General features: G+C 72.0%; 30 protein-coding genes. 18 read left to right on the forward strand and 12 right to left on the reverse strand.

The genetic code is table 11. The features are described 5' to 3' along the window. Positions 1-19: 19 nt before the first annotated feature. On the reverse strand, positions 20-886 hold the full coding sequence (locus P0Y48_11310; protein WEK13047.1) for a metal ABC transporter permease: 867 nt from the start codon (positions 884-886) through the stop codon (positions 20-22). Then, a complete protein-coding gene (locus tag P0Y48_11315; protein ID WEK13048.1) occupies positions 883-1,680 on the reverse strand; it encodes a metal ABC transporter ATP-binding protein in 798 nt (265 codons plus the stop codon). Before P0Y48_11315 ends, P0Y48_11310 begins: the two co-directional genes overlap by 4 nt. A gap of 171 nt (positions 1,681-1,851) precedes the next feature. Here P0Y48_11315 and P0Y48_11320 point away from each other — a divergent pair, with 171 nt between their 5' ends. Both P0Y48_11320 and P0Y48_11325 read left to right on the forward strand, forming a co-directional pair. Continuing rightward, on the forward strand, positions 1,852-2,676 hold the full coding sequence (locus P0Y48_11320; GenBank protein WEK13049.1) for a flagellin: 825 nt from the start codon (positions 1,852-1,854) through the stop codon (positions 2,674-2,676). Between the two features lie 113 nt (positions 2,677-2,789). Continuing rightward, complete coding sequence (locus P0Y48_11325) at positions 2,790-3,908, forward strand: sugar-transfer associated ATP-grasp domain-containing protein (GenBank protein WEK13050.1); 1,119 nt, start codon at positions 2,790-2,792, stop codon at positions 3,906-3,908. Between the two features lie 463 nt (positions 3,909-4,371). Here P0Y48_11325 and P0Y48_11330 read toward each other — a convergent pair whose 3' ends face one another. From P0Y48_11330 to flgN, 4 genes are all read right to left on the reverse strand, one after another. Next, positions 4,372-4,740 carry a flagellar assembly protein FliW gene (locus P0Y48_11330; GenBank protein ID WEK13051.1) on the reverse strand — a complete coding sequence of 123 codons (369 nt, stop codon included), beginning with the start codon at positions 4,738-4,740 and terminating at the stop codon, positions 4,372-4,374. Next, positions 4,737-5,618 (reverse strand): flagellar hook-associated protein FlgL, encoded by an 882-nt coding sequence (flgL, locus tag P0Y48_11335; GenBank protein ID WEK13052.1) that lies wholly within the window; start codon positions 5,616-5,618, stop codon positions 4,737-4,739. Before flgL ends, P0Y48_11330 begins: the two co-directional genes overlap by 4 nt. A 61-nt stretch (positions 5,619-5,679) precedes the next feature. Beyond that, entirely contained in the window at positions 5,680-7,089 is a 1,410-nt protein-coding gene (gene flgK, locus P0Y48_11340) for a flagellar hook-associated protein FlgK (GenBank protein ID WEK13053.1), read from the reverse strand. A 7-nt stretch (positions 7,090-7,096) separates the two neighbouring features. After that, complete coding sequence (flgN, locus tag P0Y48_11345) at positions 7,097-7,579, reverse strand: flagellar export chaperone FlgN (protein WEK13054.1); 483 nt, start codon at positions 7,577-7,579, stop codon at positions 7,097-7,099. A 246-nt stretch (positions 7,580-7,825) separates the two neighbouring features. Here flgN and P0Y48_11350 point away from each other — a divergent pair, with 246 nt between their 5' ends. The 15 genes from P0Y48_11350 to P0Y48_11420 all read left to right on the forward strand — a co-directional run bounded on the left by P0Y48_11350 (position 7,826) and on the right by P0Y48_11420 (position 20,094). Continuing rightward, entirely contained in the window at positions 7,826-8,629 is an 804-nt protein-coding gene (locus P0Y48_11350; protein ID WEK13055.1) for a sigma-70 family RNA polymerase sigma factor, read from the forward strand. 192 nt (positions 8,630-8,821) lie between these two features. Beyond that, positions 8,822-10,201, forward strand: a complete 1,380-nt coding sequence (gene fliD / locus P0Y48_11355; protein WEK13056.1) for a flagellar filament capping protein FliD — start codon at positions 8,822-8,824, stop codon at positions 10,199-10,201. Beyond that, positions 10,198-10,578, forward strand: a complete 381-nt coding sequence (fliS, locus tag P0Y48_11360) for a flagellar export chaperone FliS (protein WEK13057.1) — start codon at positions 10,198-10,200, stop codon at positions 10,576-10,578. Before fliD ends, fliS begins: the two co-directional genes overlap by 4 nt. Then, positions 10,575-10,841, forward strand: coding sequence for a hypothetical protein (locus P0Y48_11365; GenBank protein WEK13058.1), 267 nt, complete (start codon positions 10,575-10,577; stop codon positions 10,839-10,841). The genes fliS and P0Y48_11365 overlap by 4 nt, the downstream gene beginning before the upstream one ends. A gap of 138 nt (positions 10,842-10,979) precedes the next feature. After that, positions 10,980-11,321 (forward strand): flagellar basal body protein, encoded by a 342-nt coding sequence (locus P0Y48_11370; GenBank protein WEK13059.1) that lies wholly within the window; start codon positions 10,980-10,982, stop codon positions 11,319-11,321. Next, complete coding sequence (locus P0Y48_11375) at positions 11,318-11,710, forward strand: flagellar basal body rod C-terminal domain-containing protein (GenBank protein WEK13060.1); 393 nt, start codon at positions 11,318-11,320, stop codon at positions 11,708-11,710. The genes P0Y48_11370 and P0Y48_11375 overlap by 4 nt, the downstream gene beginning before the upstream one ends. Continuing rightward, complete coding sequence (gene fliE, locus P0Y48_11380) at positions 11,710-12,012, forward strand: flagellar hook-basal body complex protein FliE (GenBank protein ID WEK13061.1); 303 nt, start codon at positions 11,710-11,712, stop codon at positions 12,010-12,012. The genes P0Y48_11375 and fliE overlap by 1 nt, the downstream gene beginning before the upstream one ends. Further along, positions 12,012-13,628, forward strand: coding sequence for a flagellar basal-body MS-ring/collar protein FliF (gene fliF, locus P0Y48_11385; protein WEK13062.1), 1,617 nt, complete (start codon positions 12,012-12,014; stop codon positions 13,626-13,628). The genes fliE and fliF overlap by 1 nt, the downstream gene beginning before the upstream one ends. Further along, a complete protein-coding gene (gene fliG, locus P0Y48_11390; GenBank protein WEK13063.1) occupies positions 13,625-14,629 on the forward strand; it encodes a flagellar motor switch protein FliG in 1,005 nt (334 codons plus the stop codon). Before fliF ends, fliG begins: the two co-directional genes overlap by 4 nt. After that, entirely contained in the window at positions 14,619-15,239 is a 621-nt protein-coding gene (locus P0Y48_11395; protein WEK13064.1) for a FliH/SctL family protein, read from the forward strand. Before fliG ends, P0Y48_11395 begins: the two co-directional genes overlap by 11 nt. Next, on the forward strand, positions 15,236-16,531 hold the full coding sequence (locus P0Y48_11400; GenBank protein WEK13065.1) for a FliI/YscN family ATPase: 1,296 nt from the start codon (positions 15,236-15,238) through the stop codon (positions 16,529-16,531). Before P0Y48_11395 ends, P0Y48_11400 begins: the two co-directional genes overlap by 4 nt. After that, on the forward strand, positions 16,528-16,968 hold the full coding sequence (locus P0Y48_11405) for a hypothetical protein (protein ID WEK13066.1): 441 nt from the start codon (positions 16,528-16,530) through the stop codon (positions 16,966-16,968). Before P0Y48_11400 ends, P0Y48_11405 begins: the two co-directional genes overlap by 4 nt. Continuing rightward, positions 16,965-18,473: an NlpC/P60 family protein gene (locus P0Y48_11410; protein ID WEK13067.1), complete on the forward strand. Its 1,509-nt coding sequence runs from the start codon at positions 16,965-16,967 to the stop codon at positions 18,471-18,473. Before P0Y48_11405 ends, P0Y48_11410 begins: the two co-directional genes overlap by 4 nt. 15 nt (positions 18,474-18,488) lie before the next feature. Then, on the forward strand, positions 18,489-18,911 hold the full coding sequence (locus P0Y48_11415; protein ID WEK13068.1) for a flagellar hook capping FlgD N-terminal domain-containing protein: 423 nt from the start codon (positions 18,489-18,491) through the stop codon (positions 18,909-18,911). Positions 18,912-18,936: 25 nt separating this feature from the next. Further along, entirely contained in the window at positions 18,937-20,094 is a 1,158-nt protein-coding gene (locus P0Y48_11420) for a flagellar hook protein FlgE (protein ID WEK13069.1), read from the forward strand. Between the two features lie 164 nt (positions 20,095-20,258). Here P0Y48_11420 and P0Y48_11425 read toward each other — a convergent pair whose 3' ends face one another. The 6 genes from P0Y48_11425 to P0Y48_11450 all read right to left on the reverse strand — a co-directional run bounded on the left by P0Y48_11425 (position 20,259) and on the right by P0Y48_11450 (position 24,945). Further along, positions 20,259-20,963 carry an aquaporin gene (locus P0Y48_11425; protein ID WEK13070.1) on the reverse strand — a complete coding sequence of 235 codons (705 nt, stop codon included), beginning with the start codon at positions 20,961-20,963 and terminating at the stop codon, positions 20,259-20,261. Continuing rightward, a complete protein-coding gene (locus P0Y48_11430) occupies positions 20,960-21,625 on the reverse strand; it encodes an arsenate reductase ArsC (protein WEK13071.1) in 666 nt (221 codons plus the stop codon). The genes P0Y48_11425 and P0Y48_11430 overlap by 4 nt, the downstream gene beginning before the upstream one ends. After that, complete coding sequence (locus tag P0Y48_11435) at positions 21,622-22,038, reverse strand: arsenate reductase ArsC (GenBank protein WEK13072.1); 417 nt, start codon at positions 22,036-22,038, stop codon at positions 21,622-21,624. The genes P0Y48_11430 and P0Y48_11435 overlap by 4 nt, the downstream gene beginning before the upstream one ends. A gap of 51 nt (positions 22,039-22,089) precedes the next feature. Then, positions 22,090-23,055: a metalloregulator ArsR/SmtB family transcription factor gene (locus P0Y48_11440; protein ID WEK13073.1), complete on the reverse strand. Its 966-nt coding sequence runs from the start codon at positions 23,053-23,055 to the stop codon at positions 22,090-22,092. Positions 23,056-23,119: 64 nt separating this feature from the next. Further along, positions 23,120-23,629, reverse strand: a complete 510-nt coding sequence (locus P0Y48_11445; protein ID WEK13074.1) for a GNAT family N-acetyltransferase — start codon at positions 23,627-23,629, stop codon at positions 23,120-23,122. Continuing rightward, entirely contained in the window at positions 23,626-24,945 is a 1,320-nt protein-coding gene (locus P0Y48_11450) for an FAD-dependent oxidoreductase (protein ID WEK13075.1), read from the reverse strand. The genes P0Y48_11445 and P0Y48_11450 overlap by 4 nt, the downstream gene beginning before the upstream one ends. A gap of 85 nt (positions 24,946-25,030) precedes the next feature. Between P0Y48_11450 and P0Y48_11455 the strand changes: the two genes are divergently transcribed. Next, on the forward strand, positions 25,031-25,384 hold the full coding sequence (locus P0Y48_11455) for a metalloregulator ArsR/SmtB family transcription factor (protein ID WEK13076.1): 354 nt from the start codon (positions 25,031-25,033) through the stop codon (positions 25,382-25,384). Positions 25,385-25,493: the final 109 nt, after the last annotated feature.

Here is a 25,493-nt window from a genome sequence, read left to right on the forward strand (position 1 = left end):
CCGCGGCCGCCGCGGGCGATCAGGCGGCGCGGGCGCGGACGACGCGGCCCCGGCGGGAGCCGACGAGGCGGCAGACGAGGTAGATGAGGAACGAGATCGTCGTGATGTAGGGGCTCACGGGGAGCGTGCCCATGACCGCGAGAAGGATGCCGCCGACCGCCGCCGCCACGCCGAACACGGCCGACAGTACGGGCACCGCGACCGGTCCGCTGGCGACGCGCATCGCCGCCGCCGCCGGCGTGACGAGGAGCGCCATGACCAGGAGCGCGCCGATGATGTGCACCGCGACGGCCACGACGAGACCGAGCAGCAGCATGAAGCCCAGTGACACGATCGTCGTCGGCACGCCGCGAGCGGCAGCGGACTGCGGGTCGAGGGAGTCGAAGCGCAGCGGCCGCCACATCAGCAGCAGGGCGATCAGCACGAACGCCGAGATCGCGACGAGCCAGCCCAGCTGCGCGTTCTGCACCGACACGATCTGCCCCGTGAGCAGGCTGAAGCGGTTGGCGCTACGGCCGTCGTAGAGCGACAGGAACAGGATGCCGAGGCCGAGGCCGAACGGCATGAGCACACCGATGATCGAGTTGCGGTCGCGGGCGCGGGCTCCGAGCCAACCGATCAGACCGGCGGCGATGAGCGACCCGACGACCGAGCCCGAGACGACGTCGACGCCGATGAGGAGCGCGGCGGCGGCGCCGGCGAAGGACAGCTCGCTGATGCCGTGCACGGCGAACGCCATGTCGCGCTGCATCACGAAGACCCCGATCAGGCCGCCGACGAGGCCGAGGATCGCCCCCGCCCACAGCGAGTTCGACACGAGGGCGAGGATCGCACCGTAGTCGGCGAGACCGCCGAACATGGCATCCCCGATGTCGGACCAGTTCACGCGTGGTCCCCCTCGTGATGGTGGTGCGACTCCTCGGCGTCGGGTGCGCCGACCACGACGAGCCGGTCGCCCGCGCGCAGCACGAAGACGGGGGCGCCGTACAGATCGGTGAGCACGGGCGAGGTGAGGACCTCCTGCGGCTTGCCGAGCGTGAAGCGGCCGTGGGCGATGTAGAGGATGCGGTCGACCTTGCCGAGGATCGGGTTGACGTCGTGGGTGACGAGGAGCACCGCCGCACCCGTCTTGCGGTGGTCGTCGATGAGTCGCACGACCGCCTGCTGATTGGCGAGATCGAGGCTCGTGAGGGGTTCGTCGCAGAGGAGGAGGCGCGGGTCGTCGGCGAGTGCCTGACCCACGCGGAGGCGCTGCTGCTCTCCGCCGGACAGCACGCCGACCGGCTCGTCGGCGAACGCGGAGGCCCCGACGGACTCGATGAGGGCGTCGATGCGCGCGCGGTCGCCGCGGCGCGGGAACGGCAGGCCGAAACGGTGGCCGTCGACGCCGAGGGCGACGAGGTCGCGCCCGCGCAGGGTCGTCTCACTCAGCGGACGGGCTTGCGGCAGGTAGCCGATGCGGCGGTTGCCGCGGTGCTGCACGCGCTCGCCGAGGGCCGTGATGGTTCCCTCGCTGAGGGGCTCCAGACCGAGGATCGCCCGCAGGAGCGTCGTCTTGCCGGAGCCCGAGGGGCCGAGCACGGCGACCAGCTCGCCGGGTTCGACGTCGAGGTCGAGGCCGCTCCACAGCTCGCGCTCCCCCCGACGCAGGGCGGCGCCGCGGATCTCGAGCACGCTCACCGCTCCAGACTATCGGCGCGCGAGCCGGCGGGAGCGGCGCCTGCGACCGAATCCGACTGCGGGCCTAACGCGATCGCCGGGTGCGCCGATAAGGCACATCACGGAGTCCACGGATGGACTCCCGGAGTCCAGGAAGGGCTCCCGCTGACCCCAGTCACGGAGGAACACACCATGGGTATGCAGATCAACACCAACGTGTCGGCGCTCAACGCCTACCGCAACCTGTCGAACACGCAGAACGACCTGTCGAAGTCGCTCGAGAAGCTCTCGAGCGGCCTGCGGATCAACCGCGCCGCGGACGACGCCGCCGGTCTCGCGATCTCCGAGGGACTCAAGTCCCAGATCGGTGGACTGAACGTCGCCGCCCGCAACGCCCAGGACGGCATCTCGGTCATCCAGACCGCGGAAGGCGCCCTGACCGAGGTGCACTCGATCCTGCAGCGCGTGCGCGACCTCGCGGTCCAGGCCGGCAACGACTCCAACAACGCCGACTCGCGCTCCGCCATCAAGACCGAGATCGACGCGCTGGGCTCCGAGCTCACGCGTCTCGCCTCGAGCACGAACTTCAACGGCATCAAGCTGCTGTCGGGCGGCTCCACGCTGACCTTCCAGGTCGGCGCCGGCGCCACCGCCGCGGAGGACCAGATCGCGATCTCCCTCACCGACTTCGCCACCCTCGGCGCGACCGTGGGCGCGCTCACGGTCGACACGTCGGCGAACGCGCTGACCACCATCACGGCGATCGACACGCAGATCACGGCGGTCTCCACGGCACGCGCCAGCTACGGTGCGCTCCAGAACCGCTTCGAATCGACCATCAACAGCCTCAACGTGTCGGCGGAGAACCTGTCGGCGGCCAACAGCCGCATCCGCGACACCGACATGGCCTCCGAGATGGTCAAGTACACCGCGTCCAACATCCTGTCGCAGGCGGGCACCGCCATGCTCGCGCAGGCCAACCAGTCGAACCAGGGCGTCCTGCAGCTGCTGCGCTGACGCACAGCTCCTGCATGACCAACTGGACGGTGGGTCCCGTGGCATCCGGCTACGGGACTCACCGTCGATTCGGGGACGCTCCGCCCATTCCCCCGAGAACCGCCAGGAGCACGATGTCATCCGCCACCGTCATCACGCCGCGCCTTCGCTACCTCGCGCGGCGTTTTCGCCGTTTCGACGCCTCGGCCCTCGTCGCCCGCGCACGCCAGGCGGCGCGGCGTCACGGCCGGTGGACGCCGGCCGTCGTCGTGGACATGCTGTGGCAGGCCGCCTTCCGCGCGGTGGGTTTCCAGGACTACATCGATTACGACTTCGCCATCCTCACGGCCGCCGAACGCGCCACGTACATGACGAGCCCGCTGTCGGACCGCCTCGCGATGCAGTTCGACGATCCCGCCTACCGGCACCTGTTCCACGACAAGATCGCCTTCAACGGCACGTTCGATGCGTTCCTGCGGCGAGAGTGGATGGTCGTGGCGGAGGGCAACGCCGACGAGGTGCGCGCGTTCGCAGAGCGTCACGGGACGATCATCACGAAGGAGCCGCTGGGCCGCGCCGGCCTCGGCGTGCACCGCTACCACGCGGCCGACGTCATCGACTGGACCGCCTTCCACCGCGGTCTGCTGGCCCGCGGCGAGACGCTCGTGGAAGAGGTCATCCGCCAGCACGACGAGTTGTCGGCCCTCTGCGCCGGCACCGTCAACACGACGCGCGTCACCGCGTTCTTCGACGGCCAGCGCACCCACATCCTCGCCGTCGCCCAGAAGTTCGGCCGCGGCGCCGTGAGCGACCAGAACGCGTTCGGGGGCTTCTACGCGATGCTCGACGAGCAGGGACGGGCCACCGGGGCCGGCTACGACTCGTGCGGCAGTGTGCACATCGCCCACCCCGAGACCGCGGTGCGGATCGCCGACTTCCGGCTGCCGATGTTCGACGAGGTGATCGACCTGGTGGACCGGGCGGCGCGCGTCGTCCCCGAGGTGCGCTACGTGGGCTGGGACGTCGCCGTCACGCCCGACGGGCCCGTGCTCGTCGAGGGCAACTGGGCTGCGGGGGTCTACGAGAACAAGCCGAGCGCCACCGGCATCCGCACCGGTCATCGTGACCGCTATCTCGCCGCGATCACCGCCGCCGCTCCGCTCGCGGGCGGGTCGGTCGGGTCGGTCGGGTCGGTTGGGTCGGGCGGGTCGGGCGGGTCGGTCGGGTCCGCGCTGGAGCCCGTCGCCGCCTGAGTCGGCCGACGCGCCCCTGCGGCGCGGCATCCGGTGGGTTCGATGGGGCATGTCCCACTTTCGGTCGGGGGATGTCCCACTTTCGGTCGGGGCATGTCCCACTCTCGGTCGTTGCAGGTACCCCGAACCAGCACAAATTGGGACATGCTCCCGGGCGCACCGCCCCAGAGGCCACGCGCCGCCGGGCATGTCCCACATCTGGTCGGGCATGTCCCACTTTCGGTCGCTCCGGGCGCACCAAACCAGCACAAATTGGGACATGCTCCCGGGCGCACCGCCCCAGAGGCCACGCGCCGCCGGGCATGTCCCACATCTGGTCGGGCATGTCCCACTTTCGGTCGCTCCGGGCGCACCAAACCAGCACAAATTGGGACATGCTCCAGGGCGCACCGCCCGGGGAAGCGGAACCGGAAGCGGAACCGGAAGCGGAACCGGAACCGGGAGCCGAAGCGGAAGCGAACGCTCAGCGCAGCAGGGCGCGGACCGGGAGGTCCTGACCTTCGAGGATGACCTGCGCGGCGCTCCCCGTGCGGTGATTGACCACAACCGGGGCGAGCAGGTTCACGCCGATGCCCTCGTCGGTGAGCTGGGCCACCACGAAGAGCGTCGCATCGTCGGGCGACTCCAGCGCGAGGCTCTCGGCCTGCTCGTCGCTCAGCACGGGTGCGTAGTCGGGCATCACCGTGGCCGGGTCGACCGCGAACAGCCGCACCTCCGGGTCGGCGACGGCCGTGAGCGTGAATAGACCCTCGGCGGCCTCGACGGGCTCGAGCGCGAACGCCACGTGCGGGGCGAGTCCGGGCGGCGGGGCGAGGAAGGAGAGCGGACTCATGCGAGGAAGTCCAGCAGGGTCGGCTGCAGCACGCGGGCCGTCACCGACAGCGCGGATTGATACACCAGCTCCTGCGCACGCAGCTGCACGAGCACCTCGACGGTGTCGACGTCCTCGACGGCGGCGCGTTGCGCTTCGAGCGACACGGTGGCATCCATGACGGCCTCCTTCGCTCGCAGCACCTGGTTCTGACGGGCGCCGACGGTGCCCTGCACCCCGAGCATAGTGTTCCGGTGGGCGTCGATCTCGGCGAGGCGGGCGCCCACGTTCTGGCCCGAGCGGAGGTCGGCGACGACCGCGTCGATGACGGCGAACACCGAGTCGGCGCCCTCGCCGAACGCCTCCGCCCCGTTCGCGTCGACACGGACCGTCTCGCCGTCGGAGATGCGACGGTGCACTTCGCCGCCGGCGACGCCCGAGAAGGAGTAGTCGGCCGCGAAGGCGGGTCCGTCGGCGGTGCCGGCGAACACCGAACGGCCCAGCACCTTCGTGTTGGCCTGGGCGAGCAGTTCCGCGCGGATGCCCTCCAGCTCAACGGCGATCGCTTCGAGAGCCGTGGCATCCAGGGCTCCCGAGTTCGCGCCCTGCGCCGTGAGGTCGCGCGCCCGCGAGAGGAGACCCGTGGATGCCGTCAGCACATTGTCGACGGTGGTGAGCCAGGCGAGGCCGTCGTCGATGTTGCGCGTGTACTGCGCGGTGCGGCGCTGGGCGGCATGGAGGTCGAGGGTGCGGGCTGCGGCGGCGGGATCGTCGGACGGCACCGCGAATGCCCGCTGCGAGGTCGCCTGGTCCTGCAGCCGCGACAGCGTGTCGAGCCCGGACTGCAGGTTGCGCAGGGCGGTCTGCGTCATCGCCTGCGTGGTGACTCGGGTGATCATGGCGCTCCCTGGAGGTCGGTGGTCGGCGGGTCGGTGGTCGGCGGCGGCGTCGCGGCGGCGGTCAGCGGCCGACGAGTCCCGTGCGGTTGATGAGCACGTCGAGCGCTTCGTCGACGGCCGTCAGCACGCGCGCGGCGGCCTGGTACGCGGTCTGGAACGTGAGGAGGCTCACCGTCTCCTCGTCGTTGTCGACCCCGGCGACCGACTGCTGCGCGATGACGGCGGCAGTCGCAGCCGCGTCGGCCCGTCCGGCGCGACCCGCGTCAGCGGCCGTGCCCACGGCGAGGCGGGCGACGACGTCGCCCCACAGGTCGTCGGGTCCGCCCGCCAGTCCGCCGACTCCGGAGAGCGCGTCGGCGTTCGATCCGTCCAGCGGCCCCGCCCCCGGCGCGGCGAGGGCGAGGTCGGCGCGCCCGGTGGGGATGACGCCGAGGCCCAGGGCCGCGGGGATGCCGGCGGCGAGCGAGAAGAAGTCGCCACCGGGCACGCCCGTGGCGGTGACGCCTGCCCGGTGCTGCGTGTTGACGGCATCCGCGAGGGCGGTCGCGAGCGCGTTGATGTCGTCCGCGAGACCGGCGAGGACGCCGCCCTCGCCGGCGGGCGCGAGCACCGAGAGGAGTCCGCCGAGCTCGCCCCCGGCGGAGGATACGACGAGGTCGCCGTCGGACACCCACGAGAGCGTCAGCGGGTCGGTCGACTCGATCGACGGCGGACCGGACAGCGTGAGAGCCCGAGCGTGCGCACCCGAGACGAGCGCGTTCCCGTCGATGCGCATCGTGAGCGTGCCGTCGGACTCGACGGATGCCGTGGCCCCCGACAGACGGGCGACGTTCTGGGCGAGGAGGTTCCGCCGGTCGATGAGCTCGTTGGGTGCGCCGCCGGCGGCGACGGCGTCGCGGATGGTGGCGTTCAGGTCGGCGATCTCGGTGGCGGCGGCGTTGATCCGCGACACCGTCATGTCGGCCGAGGAGCGGGCGTCGGCCCACTGGCCGGCGACCGTGCGGTATCCGTCGGCGATGCGGGCGGCGAGGGTCTGCGCGTGCGTGAGGACGGTGGCGGCGGCGGCGGTCGAGTCGGGCGAGTTGGCGAGGTCCTGCCACGACGCCCAGAACTCGGTGAGCTGGTGGGCGATCCCGTCGGCGGTCGGCTCCCGGAGGCTCACCTCGGCAGCCGAGGATGCCGTGGCCCGCGTCGACCAGTAGCCGGAGGCGGCGAGGGTGTCGCGCACGCGGGCGTCGAGCACGGCATCCCCGAGGCGCGCGATCCCGTCGATCGAGACGCCTCCTCCCGGTTGCGCTCCGGTGGAGAAGCGCCCCGACACGGCGACCGCCGCGACCGACGACGTCTCCAGCCGCTGGCGCGTGTATCCCGCCGTCGTCTGGTTCGCGATGTTCTGACCGACGAGGTCCATCCCGCGGCGAGCCGCCGTGAGGGCGCTCGCGGCCGTGCTCAGTCCGCTGAATGTCGACATCGGTTCCTCACATCTCTCTGTCCACGATGCGCGCCTGGTCCTCGCGCGCCCGTCCGCCGTGCGTGTCGTACACGCCCGCACTCGAGTCCAGTCCCGCGAGCGTCTCCTCGACGACGCGACCGGCGGCGCGCAGGTGCACCTCGTTCGATCCCTTGAGCTGCGCGACCTCGCTCATGAGCGAGGTGAGTGCGACGCGGTGGTCGCTGAAGATCTCCCGCCACGACTCGGTGGGCGCGGCATCCAGCAGCTGGTTGAGGGTGGCCGGTTCGGCGACCCCCCACTCCCGGGCGAGCGCGGCGACCTCGACGTCGCGGCCGAGCCCGGACTCGCGCAGGCGCTCGAGCACCTGCTCGATCTCGCGCGTCGAGAAGTGGATCCACCTCATCCCACCCGACTCGAGCAGCAGTCGCTGTTCCTCGAGTTTGAAGATGAGCATCTCCAGCAACTCGCGCTCTCGCCACAGCTGCATCGACAACTCGTTGGCTCCCATAGTTCTTCCTCCCCAGTGGTTCCCCGATGTGCTCCGGACTGCGCGACCCCAATTCGCGCAGCACCCGGAGCGGGGCTCATGCCTGTCTATCGGCTCGATTCGACGATACGTAACGAGCTAGAAACCGGAAGTACTTCAGTTTTATGAGAGTTTTCTCATAGTCTGATGTGCATCGGCCCGGATCCCCCCGCCAGGCCGAAGTCCGAGTACCCCCCTGCTCGATGGACGAAAGGCAGACATCCCCCGATGCCTGGCAGTACCCAACGCAATTCCCTGATCGAAGAGAACCTCCCGCTCGTGGGATATCTCGCTCGAGAACTCCACTCGCGCGCCACCCACGTGCCGCTCGAGGACCTCGCCTCCGTCGGCGCGCTCGCTCTCGTGACGGCCGCCGACGCCTTCGACCCGAGCCTCGGCGTGCCCTTCGGCGCGTACGCACGCCGGCGCATCCTCGGCGCGTTCGCCGACGAGATGCGCTCGATGGACTGGGCCTCCCGCGGCATCCGGAAGCGCATCAAGGAGACCACCGCGGTGCGCGACACGCTCACGGCGAGCCTCGGCCGCGCCGCCACGGCCGACGAGATCGCCGCGACGATGGGACTCCCCCGGGAGACGGTCGTCGAGGCGCTCGACGACGCGGCCCGCACCGTGACGAGCCTTGACGACTCGACCGTCCACGAGGTGCCGGCCGGCATGATCCTCCCCGACGAATCGGTCGTCGTGAAGGAGCGGCGCGAGGCCCTGGCCCGCGCCGTCCAGGCCCTGCCCGAGCGGATGCGGCGCATCGTCCACGCCGTCTACGTCGACGAACGACCCGTGAAGGAGATCGCCGAAGAGCTCGGTGTCTCCCACTCCGCCGTCTCGCAGCAGCGTGCCGAAGCGGTGCGACTGCTCCACGACGCCCTCGAGCGCGACACCGAGGGCGCCGACATGACGCCCGTCTCCCGCGTGTCCCTCGACGCGCGCGACGCCTACTTCGCCCGCATCGACGCCCTCGATCCGCGCCGCCGCTCCCTCAACACCCCGTCGGCGACCGCCGCGACCGCCTGACACCCCGCCCGCTGCGCGCTGCGCCGCGTTCACAACTCCGGAAATCTGCCACGGCATCCGGCCGATCGAGCCGATCCACGGTTTCGACCCGCCGGATCTCCGGAGTTGTGAATCTCTAACGCGAGCGCCGACCCGGCCGATAGGTCGGGATGCCGGGGAGAGCCCTCGGCATCCGGACGTTCGGGGGTGTCGGTGGCCATCTCGCTGGACGGCCTCGCGTCGAAACTGGACACGACGGCGATCATCAACGCCCTCATGGACGTCGAGAAGATCCCGCGCACCCTGCTGAGCGCGAAGTCCGACGACCGCAAGGTCGTCATCTCCCACCTGCAGTCGCTCAACACCTCGCTGCAAGACCTTTTCACGCGCGCGAAGGCCGCCGCCGGTGCGACGGCGCTCGCGCAGGTGTCGGCGACGTCGTCCGACACCTCGGTGACCGTGACGCCCAGCGCCGGCGTCGCCTCCCTCTCGACCCAGCTCGTCGTCGACCGGGTCGCCACGGCGCACAGCGTCGTGAGCGCTGCCGTCACCGGCATCCCGGGGAGTCCGCCCGTCCTCACGATCGAGACCTCCGACGGGGAGCTCGTGGAGGTGCACCCGACGTCGGGGTCGCCCGCCGATGTCGCCCGCGCGTTGACCGCCGCCGGCGCCGGGGTGACGGCATCCGCGGTCGCCGCCGGCACCGACGGCGACGGGAACCCGCTCTTCCGGCTGCAGCTGACGGCGACCACGACCGGTGCGGCGGGCGCGTTCCGCGTGCACCTCGGGGATGCCGCGGCCGTCGCGGGCGGCACCGCCGTCGACCTGGCCGAGCAGCCGGGCGCCGCCGTCGTCACCGCCGGTGCCGACGCGCAGGTGCGCCTGTGGGCGGGGACGGCGGCCGAGCAGACCGTGACGTCGGCGAGCAACACCTTCACCGACCTCTTCCCGGGGATCGACGTGTCGGTGTCGACCGTGACCGCGTCGCCCGTCACGATCACCGTCAGCGCCGACCCGGAGGCGCGCACGAAAGCAGCCTCCGCGTTCGTGACGCAGATCGCGGCCGTGCTCGCGACGATCGCGAAGGGGTCGAGCGCGACTCCCGCCACGACCGCGGGCGAGAACACGACGCTGGGCGTCTTCACGGGCGACAGCACGGTGCGGGCCCTGCGGCAGGCGCTCGCCAACGCCGTGCAGTATCCGGTGGACGGCCAGTCGCCGTCGACGATCGGCATCTCGATCGACCGGACGGGAACGCTCACCTTCGACGCCGACGCCTTCGCCGACGCACTGGCGAAAGACCCGGCCGCCGTCGAGGCGGTGTTCTCCGGCATCGCGACCCGCGTACAGGAGGTGACCGAGCAGTACTCCGACAAGTACGACGGGCTGCTCACCGCCCGCATCACGGGGCAGCAGGACGAGGTGAAGCGGATCACCGAGCAGCTCGACCGGTGGGACGTGCGCCTCGAACAGCGTCGCGCGACGCTGGAGCGCACGTACGCCGCGATGGAGACGATGCTCTCGCGGCTGCAGTCGCAGTCGTCGTACCTCACGTCGCAGATCGACGGCCTCTCCTCCGGGAGCGACTCGTGAACCCGGCCCTGCGGGCGCAGCAGCGCTACCGCGAGGAGGCCATCCTGTCGGCGAGCCCGCAGCGACTGCTCACGATGCTCTACGACCGGCTGGTGCTCGACGTCGAACGCGGTGAGGCGGCGCAGCTGCGCGGCGACTGGGACACGGCCAACACCGAGCTGCAGCACGCGCAGCAGATCGTCGTCGAACTGGCGGGCTCACTGTCGGACGACTGGGCGGGCAGCGCCGACCTCCGCGCCGTCTACGGCTACCTCACCCGCACCCTCATCGGCGCGAACATCGGGCGGGATGCCGTCCGCACGCGTGAGTGCCTCGAGCTCCTCCTGCCGCTGCGCGACGCGTGGCATGCGGCCGCGGATGCCCTGGCGGTCGTGTGAACACCGACGCCTGGACCGCGCAGCTCGACCGGTTCGAACGCGATCTGGAGTGCCCGGACGCGACGCCGTGGCATCCCGACCCCACGCTCGGTCCGCTCCCCGCCCACCTGCTCGACCGGGCACGCAGCATCGCGGCGCGCCAGTTGGAGCGCACGGCGCAGTTGCGCGGCGAGCTCGCCTCCACCCGTGCACAGTTGGACGCCGCGCGCCTCATCCCCGGTCGCCGCACCGACGCCGCCGCCTACGTCGAACGCGACGGCTGACGCGCGGCCGCCCCGCAAGAAGTCGAACGGATGCCGTCGGCTAACGCACGCCGCGGCGCGGCCGATAGAGGGTGATGAGCACGGATCGCTCGTCCCCGGCCACGGATCGGCCACTCATCCGAAGACGAAAGCAGTTTCGTGCTCGAATCAGTGACCACCGCCGCGCTCACGAGCGCACTCGACGGGCTGTCGCAGCGCCAACGCGCCATCGCCGACAACATCGCCAACGTCAACACCGCCGGCTACCACGCGAAGATCGTGTCGTTCGAGCGGGAGCTCGCGGCATCCGTCGCACGGGGTGACGGCCACGTCGCCGCGTCCGTGTCGGAGTCGACGGCCGCGACCAGGCTCAACGGCAACAACGTCGAGCTGGACACCGAGACCCTCGCCAACATCGACACCGTGCTGCGGTTCCAGTTCGCCTCGCAGGCGGTCGGCGGGGCGTTCTCGTCGGTGCAGACGGCGCTGAGGACATCATGACGTTCGACGCCATCGGCATCGCGGGCTCCGGCATGACCGCGCATCGCGTGTGGCTGGACGCCCTCAGCGACAACATCTCCAACATGAACACGGCCGTCTCCGGCGACGAGGAGGCGTTCCGTCAGCGGTACGTCGCCGTGCAGGCCGACGATGCGCGTGGCGGTGTCGACGTCGCGGGAGTCGTCTGGGGCAGCGGCGAGGGCCGCCTCGTCTACGAACCGACCAACCCGCTCGCCAACGAGGCCGGGTACGTGCGCTACCCCGACATCGATCTGGGCGAGCAGATGAGCTATCTCATCCTCGCCCAGCGCGGCTACCAGGCCAACGCCGCCGTCGTCGACCGCGCCAAGACCTCGTACGAGGCAGCGCTGCAGATCGGGAGGCGCTGATGCCGCCGCTGTCCGGGATCTCGGGGATCGACGCATCGTCGCTGCCCCTCCCCTCGCTCACGTCCTCGCCCACCGACGCGGACGCCTCCTTCGGCGAGAGCATCACGGGTGCGATCGACGATCTGCGCAGCCTCCAGTCCACGTCGAACGCACTGAGCGTCGCAGCCGTCACCGGTGACCTCGACGACATCCATTCCGCGATGATCGCGTCGACCCGGGCGTCGGTCACCCTCGAGCTGGTCGCGGCCGTGCGCAACAAGGGCGTCGAGGCGTTCAACGAGATCATGCGGATGCAAGCCTGATGCCCGCCGCCGTCACGTCCGCCTTCGGCCGCCTGCGCGCCGCCGTCTCCTCTTTCTCCCTCGCCCAGCGCACCATCGCGATCATCGGGATCGCCGTACTCGTGATGGGCGCTGTCGCGTTGTCCAGCTGGCTGTCGCGCCCCGCGATGTCGCCCCTCTTCTCCGGCCTCGGCGCGGAAGACGCGAGCGCCGTCGTCGAGCAGCTGCGCGCGGCATCCGTGCCCTACGAGCTCGCCGACGGCGGCTCGACGGTGCTCGTCGCCGAGGCCGACGTGTACGAGCAGCGGCTCGCGGCCGCGGCGTCGGGGCTGCCCCGCGCCCGCACCGATGGGTACTCCCTGTTCGACACGATGGGGGTGACGAGCTCCGAGTTCCAGCAGTCGGTCACGTACAAGCGGGCGATCGAGGGCGAGTTGGCGCGCACGATCGGGGCGCTCGACAACGTCACGACGGCGTCGGTGCAGCTCGCGATCCCCGAGGAGAGCGTGTTCGTCTCCGAGAAGGTCGACCCGACGGCATCCGTGTTCATCGAGACCGCGAACAGCACGACGCTGTCGACCGAGCAGGTCGAGGCGATCGTGCACCTGACGTCGGCCGCGGTCAGCGGCATGAAGCCCGAAGACGTCGCCGTCATCGACAGCACGGGACGCACACTGTCCGCCGTCGGGGGCGACCTCACCCGCGGGACGGATCAGCAGGCGGGCGCCTACGAGGTGCGCACGGCGGCGAACGTGCAGGACCTGCTCGACACGGTCGTCGGCGCGGGCCACGCGACCGTCTCGGTCTCGGCCGTCATGGAGCACGCGACGAGCGAACGCATCGACGAGACCTACGTGCCCGTCGAAGGCGCCCCGCCCGCCACCGAGGAGACCTCGTCCGAGACCTACACGGGCACCGGAGCCGACCCCGGCGTGCTGGGCGCGGAGGTCGCGGCGGGGGCCGGCGACGGCGGAACCTACGAGTCCACGCAAGCGACCCGCACGAACGTCATCAACAAGTCGGTCGAGAGCACGACGACGCCCGCCGGGGCGCTCACCCGCCAGACCGTCGCGGTCGCCGTCGATGCGGCCGCCGCGGAAGGCCTCGACGTCGACCAGCTGACTGCGCTGGTCACCACCGCCGCCGGCATCGATCCCGACCGCGGGGATGCCGTGACCGTCGAGGTCGTGCCGTTCAGCGCGGCGGCCGCCACCGACGCGCAGGCGGCGCTGGAGGCGGCACGCGAGGCGGAGGCCGCCGAGCGCGCGGCCGAGACGACCCGCATCGCGGTCATCGCCGGGGCGGTGCTGTTCGCGGTCGTCGTGGGCATCGTCACGCTCGTCGTGGTGAACCGCCGGCGCCGCCGGGCGGCGGAGTCGCGCGTGCTGACGCTCACGCCGGTCAGCGAACCGCTCGACGCATTCGACGCCATGACGCAGGGGCTGCCGACGCCGCAGCTCGACCCGATCACGCCCGATCTCCTCGCGACGGCCGCCCTCGAGCCCGACCCGGAGCCGGAGCTCAGCCAGGTGACCCTCGATCGCCGCCGCGCCGAGATCGGCGACTTTGCGCGCCGCGACCCGGCGAAGGCCGCCGACCTGCTCCGCCAGCTCGTCCGCGATCGGCAGGACGCATGAGTGCACTGACGGGAGCCCAGACGGCCGCGGTCGTGATGATGAACCTCGACCGCAGTCTCGCCGTCGAGGTCATGAAGCATCTCGGCGACGACGAGGCCGAGGCGATCGCGGCGGAGATCATCCGCCTGCGCGATCTCGACGCCGAGACGACCAATGCGGCCCTCACCGACTTCCACCGCGTCGCACAGGGCCACCTCCCGCCGGCACGGGGCGGTCGCGATCTCGCTACGGGACTGCTGGAGGCGTCGTTCGGCTCGGAGCGGGCGGCCGGCGTGCTGACGAAGGTGTCGTCGGCGATGACCGGCTCGTCGTTCGACTTCCTCACGGCGATCGAGCCGGCCCAGATCGCCTCGGTCGTCGAGAGCGAACTGCCGCAGACGATCGCCCTCGTGCTCGCCCACCTGCCGGTCGACCGCGCCGCCGCTGTGCTCGCGGAGCTGTCCGACCCGGCGCGCACCGACGTCGCCCACGCGATCGCGACGATGGGCACGGCGTCACAGGATGCCGTGTCGATCGTCGCGGGTGCCCTCCGTGCCCGGTCGGGGGTGTTCGCGACGCGCGACTCCCGCGAGACGCTCGGCGGGGTGCAGCCGCTCGTGGACATCATCAACCGCTCCGATGCGACGGTGGAGAAAGCGCTGCTGTCCAACCTCGAGGCGCGCGACAGCAGCCTGGCCGAAGACATCCGCTCCCGCATGTTCACGTTCGCCGACCTCGTCGTGCTCGACGACCGTGACGCGCAGCGGGTGCTCCGCGGCATCGAGATCCGTGTGCTGGCGCTCGCGCTGAAGGGCGCCCCGCAGGAGGTCGCCGCCGTCATCCGTCGGAACATGACCGAACGCAACCGCGAGACGCTCGACGAGGAGTCGCGCGTGCTCGGTTCGGTGCGGGTGTCGCAGGTGGAGGAGGCGCGGGCCGAGATCGTCCGCACCATCCGCAGCCTCGCCGCCGACGGCGACATCCGCGTGCGACGCGGCGACGAGGACGAGTATGTCGCCTGAACCCGCCGCCCCGATCCCCTTCGTGCGTCGGGAGATCCCCCGACTGACCCCCGCCGGCAGCGACCGGGAACGCGAACGCGCCCGCGCGCAGGGACACGCCCTCGGGTACGCGGAGGGTCTGCGGATCGCCACCGCCGAAGCCGCCGAGGCGGCGGAGCGCGCGGATGCCGAACGCCGCAGCGCGCGGGCGACCGACGCGGCGGCCGCCGCCGAGGCACGGGCCGGGCTCGAGAAGGCCGCGGCATCCCTCCGCGATCGACTCGACATGATCGCCGGGCTCGCCGAGGAGAAGATCTGGACCCTCGCGCTCGACGTGGCCGAGGCGATCCTCGCGCGGGAGCTGTCGCACCCTGTGCACGCCGCCCGCGTCGCGGTGTCCCGCGCCGAGCGTGCGGTCGGCGAATCCGCGGATGCCGTCGTCGTGCTCAGCGCGGACGACCTCGCCACCCTGGAGCGACTCGGCGAGGTGCCCGAGGGCGTCGCGATCGAATCCTCGCCCGCGCTCGCGTCGGGCGACGCGGTCGTGCGCGTGTCGGACGGCGACATCGACCTGCGCGTCGCGGAGGCGCTCGCCCGGGCACGGGCCGCCCTGGCGGAGGAGACGACGTGAGCGGCTGGGGTGCGATCCTCGACGCCGCCCGCCCCGAGCGGACGGGCACTGTATCGCGCGTCGTCGGGCTGGGCGTCGAGGTGCGCGGCCTCACGGGCGCCGTCGGCGACCTCGTCACGATCGGCGACGACGTGACAGCCGAGGTGGTCGCCGCCGAGCGGGGAGCGCTGCGGTGCATGCCGCTGACGGTGAGCGACGGCATCCGGGTCGGCGAGCGCGCACGATCGCAGGCGGGCCGGGTGCGTGTGCCCGTGGGCGCGGGCGTGCTCGGCCGCATCATCGACGGCCTGGGTCGACCGATCGACGACCTCGGGCCCCTCACGGCGCCGCGCGTGGGGCTGGACCACGAGCCGCCACCCGTCATGGAGCGGGTGCGGATCGCCGAGCCGCTCGCGACGGGCGTGCGTGCGATCGACACGCTCACCCCGATCGGCCGCGGCCAGCGCATGGGGCTGTTCGCCGGTTCCGGCGTGGGCAAGTCGTCGCTGCTGTCGATGATCGCCCGCGGGTCGGGCGCCGACGCGAACGTGATCGCCCTGGTCGGCGAGCGCGGCCGCGAGGTGCGCGAGTTCATCGAGGACGACCTCGGCCCCGAGGGCCTGGCTCGGTCGGTCGTCGTGGTGTCGACCTCGGATCAGCCGGCGCTCGCACGGCTGCGCGCCGCGTCGACCGCTACGCGCATCGCGGAGGCGTTCCGGGATGCCGGGGGCCACGTCATGCTGATGATGGATTCGCTCACACGGGTGGCGATGGCGCAGCGCGAGATCGGCCTGGCGGCGGGCGAACCCCCCGCGACGCGCGGCTATCCGCCGTCCACGTTCCCGGTGCTCGCGCGGCTCCTGGAGCGGGCCGGCACCGACCGGCAGGGGTCGATCACGGGCGTGTACACGGTGCTCGTGGAGGGTGACGACCACAACGAGCCCGTGGCGGACACGGTCCGCTCGATCCTCGACGGCCACGTCGTGCTCGACCGATCCCTCGCTGTGACGGGCCACCACCCCGCGATCGACGTGCTGGGCTCGGTCTCGCGCCTGGAGGGCAAGGTCGCCGCCCCGCACCAGCGCGCCCTCGCCGCGCGCCTGCGCACGGTCCTCGCCGCACGTCAGGACGCCCGCGACCTCATCGGTATCGGCGCCTACCGGGCGGGGGCCGACCCGCGGGTCGACGCGGCGATCGCCCACGAACGCGACATCACGGCGTTCCTCACCCAGTCCCTCGACGAGCGGTCGACCCCGGAGCAGTCCTGGCGCCGACTCGACGACCTCGTCGCCTCGTTCGGAGACCTCTCATGAGCCGCGGCTTCCCCCTCGCCGGTCTGCTCCGCGTGCGCGGCGTGCAGGAGCGCGCCGCCGCCGAGCGTCTGTCGCGCGCGGCCTTGGAGCACGCGCACACGGAAGCGCGCGACCGGCATCTGCGGGCGTCGCTGACGACCGACGTCGACGCGCCCGAAGACGTCCGCACACTGGCGGCGTTGGCCGCCAGTCGTGTCGCCGCCCGCAGTCTGCTCTCCGACCTGCATGTGCTGCGCGACGCACAGGCGGCCGAAGTCGAGACCGCCCGCGCCGCGCACGCCGCCGCCCGCATCGACGAGCACGGCCTCGAACGCCTCGCCGAGGCGCACGACCGCCGTGAGCAGCAGCGCACGCTGCGCGCGGAACAGGCCGCGCTCGATGAGATCGCGGTGGGCCGACCCGCATCCGCCGCACCGTCCCCGGAGGAGCACGCATGACTCCCGTCGCCCCCACCCTCGCGTCTGCGCTGGGTCGCATCGACGACATCCAGCAGCGCATCCGCACGCTCTCCGTCGACGCGGCCGCGCCGGCGACGGCCGGCGAGGCGGCGAGCGCGACGAGCCCGACGGCCGCCGCGTTCGCCACGGCGGTGAAGGATGCCGGAGCCGTCGGCGACGTGCCGACCCTCCCCTCGGGACCTGTCGACGGCGGCGACATCGTCGCGCAGGCGAAGTCGTACCTGGGGGTGCCGTACGTCTTCGGCGGCGAGGACCGCTCGGGCATGGACTGCTCGGGGCTCGTGCAGCGCGTGCTCGCCGATCTCGGGATCGACGCGCCGCGCGTCGTGCAGGACCAGGCCGACATCGGCGTCGAAGTGCCGTCGCTGGCCGACGCCCAGCCCGGCGACCTCCTCGTCACGAAGGGCGAGGGACACATCGTCATCTACGCGGGCGACGGCATGGTCATCCACGCGCCGAGCCCGGGCAAGGTCGTCGAGTATCGCAACAACTGGCTGAAGGATGCCGACCTCGCCACCATCCGTCGCGTCGTGCCGCCGCCCGGGCAGTCGGTGAGCGGGCAGTCGGCGAGCGGGCAGGCGGCGAGCATCCAGGCGGTAGCAGCGGCGGTCACACCCTCCGGTGCCCCGACGCTCGCCGCGACGCTCTCCGCTGTCGCCGCGGCCTCCGGCTCGTCGTCGGGATCGGTCACGCAGGCGGCCGCGTCGCAGCTGCTCGCGTCGGTCGCTCCGCTCCTCACCTCCGGCGGCGGCTCGGGCGGTGCCGGTACCGGCGGTGCCGCGGCGGGCGTCGCCTCGCTTGCCGCCGTCGCGCTGCGCGAGCTCGGCACCACCGGCACGGGCGGCGCCGACCTCCTCCCGGGCCTCACGAACCCGGCCCTCGCCGGAACGGCCGCTCCCTCCGCCGCCGCGACGGTGTCGGCGCCGGCCGCGGCCGCCGCTCCGGCCGCCCCCGCGCCCCCGCTCACGCAGCAGCTCGCGGCGCCCGTGGCATCCCTCGTCCGCGGCGGTGACGGCCAGCACACCCTGACGCTCCGTGTCTCCCCCGACGATCTCGGGCCCGTGACCGTGAAGGCCCGCATCTCGGGAGGCAGCATCTCAGTCGAACTCGCTTCGGGCACCGCCGCCGGCCGCGACGCCATCCGGGCGCTGCTCGTCGACCTCCGCCGCGACCTCGCCGTTCTCGTGCCGCACTCCTCGATCGCCGTGACGGCCGCGGATGCCGGCCGCGACGGTACCTCGCTGAGCGGCACGCTCGGCGCCGCATCCGGCACCCTCGCGGGCGCGGGCGGCGGGAGCACCGGCCCCGGTCCCGGTCAGAGCGGTCCCGGCCAGAACGGGTCCGGTCAGAGCGGATCCGGCCACAGCGGCTCCGACCGCACCACCTCGAGGGATGCCGAGGCGCCCGTCGCTCTCGCGGCATCCGTCTCCGCCACACCCGACCCGACCTCGACCGCCGGCACCGGCGTCGACCTGTACGCCTGACCCGAGAGGACCCCCATGCCGCCCGTCGCCGCCGTCTCCGCCCCCACCGCCACCGCCGGTACGGGCGCGACCACCCCTGCCACGCCACCGAAGAAGGCGCTCGACGCGGAGGTGTTCCTGCAGCTGCTCGTCGCACAGATGAAGAACCAGGACCCCAGCTCCCCGCTCGACACGAACGAGATGATGGCGCAGACCACGCAGCTCGCCATGATGGAGCAGCTCACCGCCCTGGCCGACACGTTCACCGAGAGCTTCGCGCTCAGCATGCGCCAGACCGCCGCCGGTCTCGTCGGCACGCAGGCCTCCTATGTCGACGCCGACGGCGTCACCCGCACGGGCCTCGTCACGAAGGTCTCCTTCGAGAACAGCGTTCCCCTCGTCACCATCGGCGACGCCACCGTCCCGCTCGACGCCGTGTCGGGCATCTCCGCTTCCTGACCCCCACCAGAAGGGCACCCCCACCATGCTCCGTTCGCTCTACGCCGGCATCTCCGGCCTCCGCTCCCACCAGACGATGCTCGATGTCACCGGCAACAACATCGCCAACGTCAACACCATCGGCTTCAAGGCCGGCTCGGTGCAGTTCCAGGACACGCTGTCGCAGATCGTCCAGAACTCCCGCGCCGCGCAGGACGGCGCCGGCGGCTCGAACGCCGCCCAGGTCGGCCTCGGTACGCAGATCGCCGCGATCCGCACGAACTTCGCGCAGGGCTCCGCGCAGACCACCGGCGTGCCCACCGACCTCATGGTCGCCGGCGACGGCTTCTTCGTCGTGCGCAAGGGCGCCGAGACGCTCTACACCCGCAACGGCGGCTTCTCGTTCGACGCCGCGGGTCGCCTCACGACCGCCGACGGCGCCCTCGTGCAGGGGTGGACCGCCGCCAACGGCGTCATCGCCACCGGCACCCCCATCGGCACCGTCGAACTCCCCGTCGGAGCGACCTCCCCCGCCGTGGCCACGGAAGGCGCCACCGTCACCGGCAACCTTCCCGCCGATGCCGCCGTCGGCACCGAGATCGTCCGCGACATCACGGTCTACGACGGCGAGGGCACCGCCCGTCAGCTCACGCTCACCTTCACGCGCACGGCCACCGGATGGGATGCCAGCGACGGCACCGCCACCACTCCGCTCGCGTTCACCGACGGCGCCCTCACGGGACCGGCATCCCTCGTCTCCGGCGGGGTGACGGTCGACCTGTCCGGCGTGACCGGCTTCGCGAACCTCCGCACCGTCGCCCTCACCGATCAGGACGGACGCGCCTCCGGTGCCCTCGTGTCGTACACGCTCACCGCCGACGGCAGCCTCGTCGGCTCGTTCAGCAACGGGGCGAGTCAGGTGCTCGCGCAGATCGCCCTCGCATCCTTCGACAACCCGGAGGGCCTCGAGAAGGCGGGCTCGTCGCAGTACCGCGTGGGCGCCAACTCCGGCGCGGCCCAGGTGGGAGTCGCCGGCAGCGACGGGCTCGGCGAACTCGTCAGCGGCGCGCTGGAGATGTCGAACGTCGACCTGTCGCAGGAGTTCACCAACCTCATCGTCGCCCAGCGCGGTTTCCAGGCGAACGCGCGCATCATCACCACGAGCGACGAGGTGCTGCAGGAGCTCACCAACCTGAAGAGGTAGCGCGGGGGGTGCGTGTGCTCCTGCGGCCGCTCTCGCGTGCAGGATTGCGGAGATGTGCACGATTTCGGAGCAGGTGGCCCCACGGCATCCGCGGTCCTGCACATCTCCGCAATTCGGTCACCCCAGCCCGCGAGACGGATGCCACGGCATCCCGCGCGCGTGGCTCAGGGCGCCGGCGTCGACGGATCCGCCGGTGCGGTGCGCGGGAAGAGCACGACCGTCAGCAGCACCCCGACCGCGGCGCCCAGCAGCTGTGCAGCGAGGAAGGGGAGCACGGATGCCGGGGCGATGCCGGCGAACGTGTCGGTGAAGATCCGGGCGATCGTCACGGCCGGGTTCGCGAACGACGTCGAGCTCGTGAACCAGTAGGCCGCCCCGATGTACGCACCGACGGCGCACGCGATCACGGCGGCGGACCGACCGGCGCGGACGAGTCCCATGATGAGCAGGACGAGTCCCGCCGTCGCGACGACCTCCGCGAGGAAGGTCGCCGCGTCGGCGCGGTCGGTGCGCGAGATCGTGATCGGCGCGGCGAACATCGCGCCCGCCAGCACCGCACCGCCGATACCGCCGACGATCTGCGCGGGGAGATAGACCGCGAGCTCACGCGCGGGCAGTCCGTCGCGGCGACGCAGCACGACGTCGGCGAGGGAGACGATGGGGTTGAAGTGCGCACCCGAGACGGGGGCGAGCAGGACGATGAGCACCCCGAGGCCCAGGGCGGTGGCGAGGGAGTTCTCGAGCAGCTGCAGGCCGACGTCGGTGGAGAGCCGCTGCGCGGCGATACCCGAGCCGACGACGACGGCCACCAGCAGTCCGGTGCCCACGAACTCGGCGATGCCGCGCCGCCAGAGCGGAAGCGGCGTCACGATCGGTGTGCCGCGTCGCCCGCGGGGAGCAGCTCGGCGATGAGGCCTTCGATGCGGGAGCGGATCTCGTCGCGGACGGCGCGGATGCCGTCGAGGTCGAGGTCGGCGGGGTCGTCCAGCACCCAGTCGAGGTAGCGCTTCCCCGGGTACAGCGGGCAGGCATCCCCGCAGCCCATCGTGATGACGGCGTCCGCCGCGCGGACGACGTCGTCGGTGAGAGGCTTTGGGAACTCCTCCGCGACGTCGATCCCGGCTTCCGCGAGCACGGTGACCACACCGGGAAGGAGGCCTTCGGCCGGCTGGGAGCCGGCGGACCGGACGTGGACACGGTCGCCGGCGAGGTGCCGGGTGATCGCGGCCGCCATCTGGGATCGTCCCGAGTTCTGCACGCACACGTAGAGGATCTCCGGCACCGGCTTGGCGATCAGTCCACGCGACTGTGCGAGGGCGGTCAGCCGATCGCGAGCGAACCTCTCTGCCACGGTCGGCAGGTGTGTGGTCACGGATGCGGTGCGTGCGAGCGCTGCATACGACTCGAACACGACGCGCTCGACGGTCTCCTCGCCGACCATTCCGGCGAACTGCTGTGCGAGCCGGTCGGTCGCGCGGTGGAGCACCGAATCAGCGGACAGCAGTCCGTCCTGGCCGCGTCGGGTGCTCATGCCGCGTCGCCCGCGGGGAGCAGCTCGGCGATGAGGCCTTCGATGCGGGAGCGGATCTCGTCGCGGATGGGACGGACGGCATCGATCCCCTGGCCCGCCGGGTCGTCGAGCTGCCAGTCCTCGTAGCGCTTCCCGGGGAAGATCGGGCACGCGTCGCCGCACCCCATCGTGATGACGACGTCGGACTCCTTGACGGCGTCGACGGTGAGGAGCTTCGGCGTGCCCCCCGCGATGTCGATCCCTTCTTCGGCCATCGCGTCGACGGCGACCGGATTGATCTGGTCTTTGGGCGCCGAACCCGCTGACAGCACCTCGACGCGATCGCCAGCGAGGTGCTGCAGGTAGCCGGCGGCCATCTGCGAACGGCCGGCGTTGTGGACGCAGACGAAAAGGACGGTGGGCTTCCCGGTCATGGCAGGTCTCGCTCTCTCTCTCACGGGAAAGCATAGACCGCTATCTATGGATTAGGAAGTCGGGGCGGGAAGAATCTCGGCCAGCAGCGCGCGGACGCGCCCCGCGATGTCGTCGCGGATCGCGCGGACCGTCCCGAGGGGCTGGCCGACCGGATCGGCGAGATCCCAGTCGAGGTAGCGACGCCCGGGATAGACGGGGCACGCGTCGCCGCATCCCATCGTCACGACGACGTCGGCCGCCCGAACGGCCTCGTCGGTGAGGGGCTTGGGGAACTCGCCGCCCAGCGGCACACCGATCTCGTCCAGCGCCGTCACGATCGCGGAGCGCACCTCGGCGGCGGGGGCCGACCCCGCGGTGCGGACGACGACCCTGTCCCCGGCGAGTTGGCGCAGGATGCCGGCGGCGAGCTGCGACCGTCCGGCGTTCTGCACGCACACGAACAGCACCGTCGGGCTCTCGGCCGACCTCGTGCTCTCGCCACGCGGCTCGGCCCCGGTTTCCTCGCCGCCCGGCTCGACCCCGTGCTGCCCGGCCCCGTGCTCCTCGATGCGGTGCAGGTCGTCCAGGCGGGATGCCGTGAACGCCGCCACGCGCGAGGCGAACAGCGGCGCGTGACCGCGGGCAGCGAGCAGGGCGCGCGAGTCGTCGAGGCATCCCGCGACGGTCTCGCGACTGAACACACCCCGATAGCGGGCGGCGAGATCGTCGACCATCCGCTCCCAATCCGGCTCCTCCGCCGAGGCCGCGGGCGTGCCGAGGAGCGCGGCGACGCGTTCGGCTTCGTCGGGGTGGATCGAGTACCAGACGCGGCGCCCCTCGGGTTCGCGAACCACGAGGCCCTCCGCGTGCAGCGCGGCCATGTGATGACTCACGGTGGGCTGGCGCAGGCCGAGCTGCTCGGCGAGCCGGCTGACCATCGCCCGGCCGCCGTCGGCCTCGCGGATGAGCCGGACGATGCGGGCGCGTGTGGGGTCGGCGAGCACCGCCAGCGCCGGAGCGTCCCCCACCGTATTCATAGACGGCAGTCTATCGGCGGGTGGATCGGGTGGCGCGGGTCGCTCAGCCGCGGACGCGGGCCGCTCAGCCGCCGTTGCGGGCCGAGCGGCGCTCGATCAGGACCGTGTCGCGCCACGATCCGGCGTGCGGCCCCAGCGCGCTGCGGGCGATGCGCTCTCGGCGCCCGACGACACGGAATCCGGCCGCCTCGTGCAGTCGCAGGCTGGCTGTGTTCTCGGGGAAGACGCTCGACTGGATCGTCCACACCCCGGCATCCTCGGAGGCAGCGATGAACGCGTCGAGCAGGAGCCGTCCGATGCCCTCACCGCGATGATCGGGGTGCACGTACACGGAGTGTTCGATCACCCCGTGGTAGGCCTCCCGCGTCGACACGCGCGACGCCGCGACCCACCCCCGCACCGCTCCGTCGTCGCCGACGGCCACGAGCCGCGACTGCGCGAGCTTGCCGGCGTCGAACGCTTCCCACGCGGGCGTCGCGGTCTCGAACGTGGCTTCACCTCCGGCGATGCCCGCCGCGAAGATGACCTCGACCTGCGGCCAGTCCGCGGGGGTCATGGCGCGCACAGCGGTCATGCGCAGCACGCGCCCGAGCCGCCGACGTCGGTCGAGCAGACGCCCGTGGCGGGGAGTGTGAGCTGCACCTGCGTGGCGGCGGCGAGATCGTCGGCGAGCCACGCCGTGACGGAACGCACCTGCTCGTAGCCGGTGGCCAGCAGGAACGTCGGCGCGCGCCCGTAGGACTTCATCCCGACGACGAAGAAGCCCTCCTCGGGATGCCGCAGCTCCGTGAACCCGTGAGGGGCGACGGTGCCGCAGGAGTGCAGATTCGGGTCGATCAGCGGCGCCAGGCGCTTCGGCGCCTCGACGACCTCTTCCAGCTCGAGCCGCATCTCGCGGAGCATCGACAGGTCGGGCCGGAAGCCGGTGGCGTTGACGATGACGTCCGCGTCGAGGAACGCGTCCTCTCCGCGCCGCTTTCCGATGATGCGCACCGCCTCATCGTGGAGGCTCAGACGGGAGATCTCGAACGAGTCCACGAGCTCCACCCGGCCGGAGCGGACGAGCCGGTCCACGCGCGAGCCGAGCTCGGCGCGATCGGAGAGTTCGTCGTCGGCCGACGACGACACCCGGACGGCGGACGGATGCCGGATCAGCCACGTCACTCGCGTCGCCGGGCTGTCCGCCGCGAGTTCGGCGAGCGCGATCAGCGTGTTCGCCGCCGAGTGGCCGGCGCCCACCACGACCGTGTGCGCTCCCTCGAAGCGCGCCCGGTCGACGCCCCGGACGTCGGGCAGCGCGTGCATGACCCGCGCGCTCACGGCATCCACACCGAGCGGGTCCAGGCCGGTCGAGCCGAGCGGGTTGGGCGTCGTGTACGTGCCGGACGCGTCGATCACCGCGCGTCCGGTGATCTCCTCGACGTCGCCGTCGGCGGTGTGGAGGCGCAACAGGAACGGCGTCGCGACACGACCGGCGGAGCGGGTGCGGTCCATTCCCTCGCGGCTCACGGCGACGACGCGCACGCCGAACCGGATGCGAGAGGCGATCTCGGGCAGAGCTGCGAGCGGAGCGAGGTAGTCGTCGACGAGCCCCCCGCCCGTGGGCGGCGCACCCTCGTCGGTCGGCGCGGTCCAACCCGCCCTCTCGAGCAGGCGACGGGAGGCGGGATCGATGAGGTGCCGCCACGGCGAGAACAGCCGCGTGTGCCCCCAGCGGCGGACGGAGGATGCCACGGCGTCACCGGCTTCGAGCACGGTGAACTGGATGCCCCGCTCCACGAGGTGCGCGGCGGCGGCGAGTCCGACCGGACCGGCGCCGATGATCAGCACCGGCAGCGCGGCGAGGCGATCGGTGGTCACGGGGCGAGGGGTGAGGTCGAGCAGCGTCATGAGGACCCTTCGAAAGATCGACGGTCGTCGATGTTCAGTATCGCCATATGTATCGATGACTGTCAATATCGACTATGGTCGATGTATGGTCACGATGCTCGAGCTCACGGACGCCACCCCTGCCCCGGCGTGCTGCGCCCCGCTGGTGCAGGAGCCCCTCGGCCAGTCCGATGCCGAGCACCTCGCCGCGACCCTCAAGGCGCTCGCGGATCCCGCCCGCCTCCGGCTCCTCTCGATCGTTGCGTCATCCGAGGGCGAGGAGGCGTGCGTTTGCGATCTGATCGAGCCGATCGGCCTCTCCCAGCCGACCGTCTCCCACCACCTGAAGGTGCTCACCGAGGCCGGCTTCCTCTCTCGCTCCAAGCGCGGCACCTGGGCGTACTACCGCCTCGTCCCGGGCTCGCTCCTGCGCGTGTCGGCCCTGCTCGCCACCGCGTAGTCTCCGCCGCGAACTCGTGCACGCGGCCGCCTAACGCGTGGGGCCGACCTGCCGATAGTCGCCCTCGAGCCTCGCTTCCCTCACCCCCCGTGGGCGAGATGCGCGGCCC

Origin of the sequence: Candidatus Microbacterium phytovorans (assembly GCA_029202445.1) — a bacterium.
GTDB lineage: Bacteria > Actinomycetota > Actinomycetes > Actinomycetales > Microbacteriaceae > Microbacterium > Microbacterium phytovorans.